The organism is Streptomyces sp. URMC 124 (genome assembly GCF_051386455.1).
GTDB lineage: Bacteria > Actinomycetota > Actinomycetes > Streptomycetales > Streptomycetaceae > Streptomyces.
Genome location: NZ_JBPQTS010000071.1, coordinates 26,278 through 35,171, shown reverse-complemented (window position 1 = coordinate 35,171; position 8,894 = coordinate 26,278). Strand labels below are relative to the sequence as shown.

Sequence of the window (8,894 nt, the reverse complement as noted above, 5' to 3'; positions counted from 1 at the left end):
GATCGTCATCAACGCAATGGGCGGAGCGTCGATCGACGGGGAGCCGGTCGACGACCTGCCGGGCGCGGGCACGGGCGGTGCCGGGTGCTCCGCCGCGGGCGCGGGCGCGGGCACAGGCGCAGGCGCCACAGGCGCGGGCTGCGGCACCACCGGTGCGGGCGCAGGAACCGGCGCCGGTACGGGCGCAGGCGCAGGCGCCGGCACCGGATGCGGCCCCGGCATCGGCGTCACCGCCCCGTCGTGGTCGACGATCAGCGGCCAGACCGAGCCGTCGGGCTCCTTGGCGTTGATGCGTATGGGGTGACCGCGGAGAGCCGCACGCACCCGTATCTCGGAAAGCGCCGAGGTCCGTGCATCCGCGCCCGGCAGGTCGTCGACCGGCTCCCCGTCGATCGACGCTCCGCCCATTGCGTTGATGACGATCGTGTAGACAGGCGTCAGAGGGACCGAGTCGAGGTCCGTCACAACAGGCATGGTCATTCCTTACGTACCGCCGCCGCCAGCAGGCCAAGGGGGCCGCGGCACGCAGGGTGCCGCGGTCCCCCGGGTAATGATGACCCGGATCACCCGCCGCTGGGGTAGTAGGGGGGTGACCAGCCCAGATACTTGGCGTTCCATTTGGTTTCGATATCGGTGGCGGGGACGATCGATATCTCGCCGATGACCCCGATGTCATTGGACGCGATCTTCCCGTCGCCGACGTAGATGGCCACGTGACCCGCCCGGTGCCCGGTGTCCCAGAACATCAGCGCGCCGGGAGGCGGATTACGGTCGCCGTCGTGCCGCATCTCCTTCGGCATGACGTCCGTGTAGTGGTCGATGGCGTAGTTCGTACCGGAGTAGTTCCAGCCGTAGGCGATGGATGTGAAGGCCAGGCACTTCTGGTACCAGTTCGCGCGGTGGCTGTCGGCCTCGGCCTTCGCCCACTTGATCGCGTCGGCGGTGGAGCGCGGGTTCCTCACCTTGTCAGGCCAGTTCGCGTTGCCGTCGTGGAAGGGCTCGCCCGGCTTGCCCGGCTTGCCGGACGTGTTGCAGTCGCCCGGGGGCTCGTCGGGGTCCTTGCCCTTGTTGTCCCCGCTGCTTCCCGAACTGCCTCCGGTGCTCGGCCCCGGCCGGTTGGGGTGGTTCTCCCCGGACCGCTCCAGGTCGATACCGGCTTCCTTGGCGATGCTGCGGGCCTGCGTCTCCTTCGGCCCGTAGGCATTGGGGAAGCCGGATCGCTGCACCTTCTGGGCGGCGTCGTTGAGCGACAGGTTCTCCCAGGGAACGTCCTCCAGACCCGGCGGGTCGCCGCTGTCGCCGCCGAAGAAGAACATCTTGGCCGCGTACTTCGGGTCCATGATCTGTTCCTTGGTGCCCCAGCCCGCCACCGGGCGCTGCTGGAACAGACCGACCGAATCCCGGTCACCGTAGTTGATGTTGTCCAGCTGCGACTCGGCGAGAGCCGTCATCAGCGCAATGAGCGTGGCTCGCCCGGGCAGCTTCCCCTCCTTCGCGACCCCATCGATGATCTTGGCGTTGGTGACCTGCCGGGCCCGCAGTTCCTTACTCGCTCCCCCGCCGGCATCGCCCTTCTGGCCGTTGCCGTTCTCCCCGTCGTCGGCGGGCTGCCCCCATTCACCGCAGCCCGCGGCAGAGGCGGAGCTGACCCCGCCGATACCCGACAGCGCGCCGAGGATGATGAGCAGGACGATGAAGACGGCCGCGATGGGGAGCCCGAACTTGAGCACCACGGCACGCCGGGCTCCCCCCGCCGCCAGGGCGAGGGCCTGACGTCCGTCCACTGACTCAGGCCCCCAGGATCCGGCCCACGCGCCACTCGTTGCCGTCGCGCGTGACCTCGGTGAGGAGGACCTTGGTCTCGTCGTACTTGCGGTAGCCGGCGATCGTGGTGTTCACGGTGACCTTGCGCCAGACGCGCAGGGGGGTGTCGGCCTGGTTGCGCACCCGGTCGTCGTCGGCGGGGCCGACGGTGACCTTATCGACGGTGGACACGCCGCCGTTGGAGACCATCTCGTTCCACGCCGCGTCGTCGAACTTCTTGAGGTTCTCGCGCAGGGCGGAGGTCATCCACGGCGCTGCGCGGTCCACCACCGCCTTGTGGGTCTTGTCCACGGGCGGGTTGCGGGCCCAGTAGACCCGGGCCCATCCCTCCGCCGCCTTCTCCGGCTTGCTGAGGTCCACCTTCGGCAGGGCGGGGGCCGAAGCCGAGGGCGACGGAGCGGCAGGGGCTCCGGTCCTCTGGGCCGGCGCCGACTCCGTCCGCGTCTCCGGCGCGCTCCCGGCCTGCACGACCTTCGCCGGGGTGTCGTTCGGCCACCAGTGGGCGGCGGCCGCACCGAGGGCCAGGAATCCGGCGATCACCACGATGGCACCGCCCGCGGTGACCGGCTCACGGCGCCGCTCGTCCGCGAGGCGTCGCTTGAGCTCCGCCTTCTGGTCCTGGCGGTAGATCTTGCGGGCCCGGCGCCGCACGGACCGCTTGGGCGCCTCCTCGATCTCCTCCGGGTAGTCGTACGGGGTGTTGAGCAGTTCCCGCCATTCGGCGGCGCTCTGCGGCCCGTTGTCCTTGCTCACGAGTCCCTCCTGCGGCGACGCCGGGTGGTTGTGGGTGCCGGAGCACTGGCGGAACGTTTCGCCTGCGCCGGGGCACTGCGACGGTTCGCGGCGCCGCCCGAGGCCGAGGCCGAGCTCGCCGTCCGGCGGGCCTCGGCGATGCGCTGCTGGCGCGGCGGCGGGCTGTGCGGACGCGTGGGGCGGAACCGGTGACCGGCCTCGGCCTTACCGTCCGGCTTCCCGGAATTGAGCCGTGCGCCGTTCTGCTTCAGGGGCCCCTTGTCCCCCGCCTTGGTAGCACCCGGCTGGGAACGGGAGTCGCTGGGACGTGCGGTCTTCGGACCTCCGGTGTTCCCCTCCCCGGGGCGGCCCGTGGCCCGCGCCCGGATGTTGCCCACAGCGGTGGTGCGCCGCTCAGGCAGGGTCGCGATGGTCTTGCCGGCAGGATCGGCGCCCGCGCGACGGCGGTCGGCCGGATTGCGGTCGTTCTGGGCGTTGGAGGAACCGGCGCCACGGGTCGCCCCGGCACCGCCCGAGCGGCCCGCCCCGGCACCGCCCGCGGCGTCGGAGGCCCAGGAGGCCATGGCCTGGAGACCGCGCTCCTTGGCCTTGCCCAGTTGCTCGACACCTGCGGAAGCCGCTCTGAAGCCGCCCCTCGCAGCGGCGCCGCCGGCCATCTTCATGCCGCTCACCGCGGCGTCCTTGGCCTTCCCGCCGGCCCACTTGACGGGACGTGCCGCCTGGCGGCCCGCCCAGCCGGCGGGCTTGCCCACCATCCGGCCGGCGAGCCTGCTGGCCCCGCGTCCCATGGCCATGCCCATCGCCGAACCCCCTGGAGTCAGCGAACCGGTGACGCCGACGATGCTCTCCATCACGGCGCGGAACTTGAACGCCGTGATCGCGCTGGTGATGCTGACGGCGCTGGCGGCGAAATAGCCGCCGGAGCCACCCAGGAACGTGATGCTGACCGTGTTCAGCACCAGGACGACACCCAGCACCATCGTGCTCACGAACGACTGCAGGGCGAAGCCCAGCAGGGCGTCGAACCAGCGCAGGCCCCACTGCCGCGGCCTCCCCGGGATCACCCACAGACAGGCGAAGACCACACCGGCCAGCAGCAGCATCAACGCGCCGATCAGCGAAGCGAGCGAGGCGAAGGCCAGGATGATGGCGAGAACGGCGAAAAGCGTCGCACAGACGAAGGCGGCGAGCGCGACCGTGACACGGCCGGCGTTCTTGCCCTGCCGCCACTTCATGGCCGGCTTGCCGAGCGCCTCATCGCTGAGCGTCTTGCTCAGGAACTCTTCCCGCGCGTCGTCGAAGTCGTCGTCGTCCGTCGGCTTGTCCGTCCTCTGAAGGACCCGTTCGCCGAATTCCTTGCAGGTGGTGAGGTTGCCGAACTCTGCGATGCACCACGGCGTGACGACGTACGACCGCCAGATCGCATCGGTGGACTTGCGGACCAGTTTGTCCTTCTTGGTCTGCTCGCTGTCCTTGTCGCTCTGTTCAAGGTCCGGGTTTCCCCCGATCGCAATGGGCTCCTGCGATTTGCCGGTCATGCCGGCGCTGGTGGCCTCCATCGCGATGGTGGAACCGACCTTGCGCACGCTCTCGAGGCTGTCGACCCACACACCGGGGGTGGTCACGAGGGAGACCGCGAGAATCCCCGAGGCCGCCACCCAGCCGAGCTGGCTGAGACTACTGCCGCTCGCCTTGCGGTGATTGGCCCAGGCGACCAGCGCGCCCACGGCGAGGGCCGAGGGCAGCAGGGTCGTGGAGACCGTTCCGCCCGCCTTGGAAATGGCCGTGGTGATCGAGTCGTGGATCTCTTTGACGTCGGTGAAGCCCAGCGTCCACTGGACGGCGACCACGGCCGTCTGGGTGATGAAGACCGTCAGGCCCATGAAGAGATCGGAGATGCCGTTGAGCATGCTCCAGCCGATGTCCTTCCACCCCAGCTCGTTGTCGAGCCGGTAGTAGAGGACGGACCCGTACTGCTCGTAGAGGGTGGAGCCCTTGCCCTCCCCGATGCGGGGGGTCTTCAGCAGGTCGCCGATGCCCGCGGGGTTGTACTTCTTGTGATCGTCGTCGGCCGCCGCGGCCCCCGCGGTGACCATGAGCGTGGTGAGCGCGCCGAGCAGGGGTATGAGGACGTTCCGGAAGCGGGGAAGTCTCATTCCGAGGACCTCATCAGGGCGTTGCGGACAGGGCTACCGGCGGACATGTCCTCGTCCCGAACGTTCATCTTCTGGTCGACCAGCCACGCGCCGTCGGTCTTGACCATGCGCAGTGCCTCGCGGCGAACGGACGTCCGCGCACCCTCGACGGCCGTTTCCTTCACCATCAGTCCGGACCCCTGGGGGTGCTCACCGATCGGTGACACGTCGACCGGTATCCCCTCGACGCTCACCGTGATCCCGGGTTCGGGCTTCTCGTCGGCCAGGTTCTTCAACCGCTGCGCGCACGCGTCCGGGCTCCCGTCGCCACCGCGCTTGTTCGGCGTCATCAGGCTGCACATCGTCCGGACGTCATTGGCGACGCGCGCCTTCTCGTACCGAAGCGCCGCGTCCTTCATCGCCGCCTCGTCCTTCGCCCGCTCCCGCGCCTCCGCGTCCGCCCGCTGGCGTTCTTCCTTGGTGACCCCCGGGTTGCCCCGGCTCTCGCCGCCCTTGTTCTTGCCGTCACCAGACGACGAGCACCCGGCGACCGCCAGGACCGACGCCGTCGCAACCGCCACTGCCGCAACCCGCCTCACGCCATTGCCTCCTCGGGTTCGGACTTGCTCAGAGACATCGCCGACTGCTCCGCTACGACTCCCGTCGTCTTCGGCGTCGTGCTCAGCAGCTCCAGCATCTCCAGCGACGGCACGTCGAACTGCACGGTCGCGCTGCTGAAGCGGCGGTCGCGCATGATGCAGTGGCCGTGGCGGATCTCCTGGGTCACGTCCACACCGATGGCCTGGATGAGCTGCCGCGTGTGCTCGCCCTTCGGCAGGTCCAGCAGGGCGGCCATCGCGTCCTGCTGCTCCGGCGTCGTCAGCTGGAAGCCGAAGACCGTCGTCATCTGCTCGACGAGGCCTGTGAGGCTCGCCAGCGACTCCGGGTCCTGGGTGTCGACGACGAGCGCGGTGTGCAGCGCTCGGCCGACTCGGGCGATGTACTGGAGGAACGAGCTGCCCTCGCGGGTGGCCGTGAGGACGTGCACCTCGGGCACGGCCACGACCTTGCGCAGGCCGCGCAGGTCCTTGCGGCCCGCCATGCTGATGCCGTAGGCGAGCAGCGAGTGGACGAGCGCCACGGACAGGCGCTGGTGGACGGACCAGTCGTCGCGGGCGTCGTCGGGCGACGGCAGGGTGATGCCGGGGACCTGGACGACCCAGATGCCGGGCGACGGGGTGATCAGGGTGGATCCGGAGGGCTTGCCCATGAAGGGTGCGCCGAGGCCGGTGAGCGACAGTTCGTAGAGGGCGTCGCCGGCCTCCCGGGCCAGTTCGTCCTCGGAGCGGCGCAGGTACTCGATGACCTTCCACGTCGCCGGGTCGCCCGCGGCGATGATCTCGTTGACCGCGCTCTGGATGGGAGTCTCGGCACCGCGCATGCGCAGGTGCTGCGGCAGGGCGATGCCCAGCTGCGCGGGGACCTCGGTCTGCGCGCGCTCGGCGCTCTCACCTGACAGCAGCGTGAACAGGTCGGCCACGCCGGCGTACTGGGCGCCCGTCTCGATGACGTGGGCGTTGAGCCCGTACCGCTGGCCGGCCGAGACCAGGCCGCCCATGTCGCCCTTGAAGTCCAGCGCGAGCACGAACGAGCCGCGGAAGCCGGAGTCGAGCAGGGACAGCATCATCGCGGTCGTCTTGCCGCGGCCGCTTCGGCCGATGAAGGCCGAGGTCGTGGCGTCACCGCGCTCGGAGCCGCCGGTCAGGTCGTTACGCACGACGCCGGGCGTCGAACCGGTCAGGTAGCCGATGATCGGGCCGGTGTCGTCGCCGACCGACGCGCCGCCCCAGAACCAGGAGCCGGCGAAGGCGCCGACCGTGCGGGTGTGCACCAGGTCGGGCACCCGCAGCATGTCGCCCGCCTGCGCCTCCAGCCACAGCTCGCGCTGTTCCTCGGCGCCGACGCTGACCTCGATGCCGAGGCCGCCGTAGAAGCCGATGACCGCGTCGCAGCGGGCCCGCAGGTCCTCCAGGGAGATGTCACTCGTGACGACCAGCCGCGGATGGTCCTCCAGCAACGTGACGTCCTCGCGCTTCATGTCGCGCGAGAGGGACGTCATCGTGTCCTCGGTCTCCTCGATCTCCTGCGCGGTCTCGCCCGCGGAGTGCTTGGCGGCGCTCTGCCGCTGCTCCTTGGCGAGACGGCGGACCTCGTCGATCTGCTTCAGGGCGTCGCGCTTGTGCATCACCTTGAAGCGGACGGACGGCTCGGGGTTGACCGGCTTGACCTGGATGTCCGTCCCGTAATCGTCGTCGTCCCCGTACTCGGGCACGTACGTGATCTCGGCGACGGCCCGCAGCCACTCGCCCGCGCCCGGCGACTCCATCTCCTCGGGGAAGCCGTCCATGGTGAGCACCGAGACCCAGGTGGTGGTCTCGCCGCGCTGGTCGACGATGCGCAGGTGGTCGGGGTAGGGCAGCACGCGGCCGCGGGTGAGCTGGGCCAGCTTGGCGCCGGTGATCATCCCGTCGGCGTCCGGGTTCGGCAGGACCGTGTCGCGGCGCTGCTCACGCGCGATCATCCAGGCCAGCATCTCGACGGCGGCCGGCTGTGCCTTCCACGGCGTCGTCTCCAGCTGGCGGCCGAGGCGCCGGGTGAGTGCGTCGAGCCGGGCGATCTCCTTCGGCGAGACCGACGTGGAGCCGATGCCCAGCGCGTCCTGCACCCCTCTGCTGCCGCGGGCCTTGGCCTGGTTGGAGCGCTCGGCGATACGCACGCCGAGCATCAGCATGCGCGTGGGGAGTTCCAGCTGGTTCAGCCGCTCGACCCGCATGTCGGCCCACTCGGCGAAGTGGCCGGCCGTGAACAGGCTTTCCGCCTCGTTCCGGTACTCCTCCGCATTCAGCGGCGCCCACAGGACCTTGAGGTGGCAGTCGTAGCCCGAGAGGGTACGGGCCAGGGCGCTGCTCGCCTGATCGTGTTCGCCGTCGCGTGCCGATTCCGACATGAGGTCGGTGTTGGAACTGCCCAGCACGAACCACGCCTCGGCGTGCGTCTCGGTGATGATCAGTCCGTCCGCCAGTCCGACGTAGCGCGGGGGCGGGGCGGAACGGTCTCCGTCAACCCCGAGAAAGCGGGCGATGCCCTTGGTCAGCTTCATCTCGAATCACATACCTTCCTGGCCGCTCCTGGCCCGCTGGGCGGCCATCGGCGCGGGCATGGGCGCCGTGCGGCCGCCCGTCCATACCTGCTGAGCCTGCTGGGCCTGCCGGGCGGCCCGCTGCTGCACGGCCTGCCGCTCGGCCGACTTGCGGTCCTTGGCCGACAGGCTGCGCATCCGGGCGCGATAGACGTGGTCAGGTCCGTACAGCCGGGGCCGGGCATCGAGCTTGACGGCGCGGCCGGCCGTGCGCTGCGGCTCCTCCGGGCCCAGGAGTCCCTCGAAGACGCTCATGCCGGGGTAAGAGAGGGCATGCTCGGTCTTCTCGCCGAGCCGGGCCCGCAGCGGGAGCCACTCCGAGCGGTCGGCGGCGCGCCGGCCGCCGTTGATGACCGGTCGGTGCCCCACCGTCAGGTAGCGGATGGTGAGCGCCCACTGGGTGAGGTTCCAGCGCCGTTCATTGCGCCGCGAGCGCTGGGACCCGTAGAAGGTGATCAGTGCGGGCGGGGCGAAGTACAGGGTGAAGAAGAGCTCCGACGGCCAGCCGAAGACGAGGAGGAACGCGCCCATCCACACCGCGTAGATGACCGCGCCGGTGACGAGGACCCGACGGGTCGGGCCCTCGCCGAGGTCCATGCCGAGCAGCTCGTGCTGGCGTGTCTCCAGGTCGAAGTGGCGGGTGAAGGTGTGCCCTACCCTCATGCGCCCGCCACTTTGGTCCAGATCGCCGTGAGCATGCCCTTGGTGCTGTCCGAGGCGTAGACGAAACCGGCGACGACGACGCCCGCCATGAAGTGTGCGAGCAGCTCGCCCCACTCGCGCTTCGCGTAGTGGCCGATGGCCCGGACCGCGAGCACGATCAGGAAGATGTTGCCGGCGAGGGTGATGACCCAGTTCTTGAGTTCGGCGCCATTGGTCAGCGCGAGTTCCATCATTTTCTTCCCCTTGCTTGGAGTGGGAGAGGACGGGTGAGGGCGCCCGGCCGCTCGGCCGGGCACGACGGCACGACCGGCGCCGGTGCG

At 70.0% G+C, this 8,894-nt stretch carries 7 protein-coding genes and 1 pseudogene; all 8 read right to left on the bottom strand.

All coding sequences use genetic code 11. The features are described 5' to 3' along the window. Positions 1–465: pseudogene (locus ACSNOG_RS16915) on the bottom strand (hypothetical protein); the annotation flags it as partial. A gap of 98 nt (positions 466–563) precedes the next feature. Further along, entirely contained in the window at positions 564–1,784 is a 1,221-nt protein-coding gene (locus ACSNOG_RS16910; protein ID WP_436753462.1) for a peptidase M23, read from the bottom strand. Between the two features lie 4 nt (positions 1,785–1,788). Continuing rightward, positions 1,789–2,577: a hypothetical protein gene (locus ACSNOG_RS16905; RefSeq protein ID WP_436753461.1), complete on the bottom strand. Its 789-nt coding sequence runs from the start codon at positions 2,575–2,577 to the stop codon at positions 1,789–1,791. Further along, positions 2,574–4,733, bottom strand: coding sequence for a hypothetical protein (locus ACSNOG_RS16900; protein ID WP_436753460.1), 2,160 nt, complete (start codon positions 4,731–4,733; stop codon positions 2,574–2,576). Before ACSNOG_RS16900 ends, ACSNOG_RS16905 begins: the two co-directional genes overlap by 4 nt. After that, the gene (locus tag ACSNOG_RS16895; RefSeq protein ID WP_436753459.1) at positions 4,730–5,293 is read right to left on the bottom strand and encodes a hypothetical protein; all 564 of its coding nucleotides are present in this window, start codon (positions 5,291–5,293) and stop codon (positions 4,730–4,732) included. The genes ACSNOG_RS16900 and ACSNOG_RS16895 overlap by 4 nt, the downstream gene beginning before the upstream one ends. A 14-nt stretch (positions 5,294–5,307) precedes the next feature. Continuing rightward, positions 5,308–7,872: an ATP-binding protein gene (locus tag ACSNOG_RS16890; protein ID WP_436753458.1), complete on the bottom strand. Its 2,565-nt coding sequence runs from the start codon at positions 7,870–7,872 to the stop codon at positions 5,308–5,310. 6 nt (positions 7,873–7,878) lie between these two features. Continuing rightward, a complete protein-coding gene (locus tag ACSNOG_RS16885) occupies positions 7,879–8,574 on the bottom strand; it encodes a hypothetical protein (protein WP_436753457.1) in 696 nt (231 codons plus the stop codon). Further along, on the bottom strand, positions 8,571–8,807 hold the full coding sequence (locus ACSNOG_RS16880; RefSeq protein ID WP_063804439.1) for a hypothetical protein: 237 nt from the start codon (positions 8,805–8,807) through the stop codon (positions 8,571–8,573). Before ACSNOG_RS16880 ends, ACSNOG_RS16885 begins: the two co-directional genes overlap by 4 nt. Between the last annotated feature and the right edge of the window lie 87 nt (positions 8,808–8,894).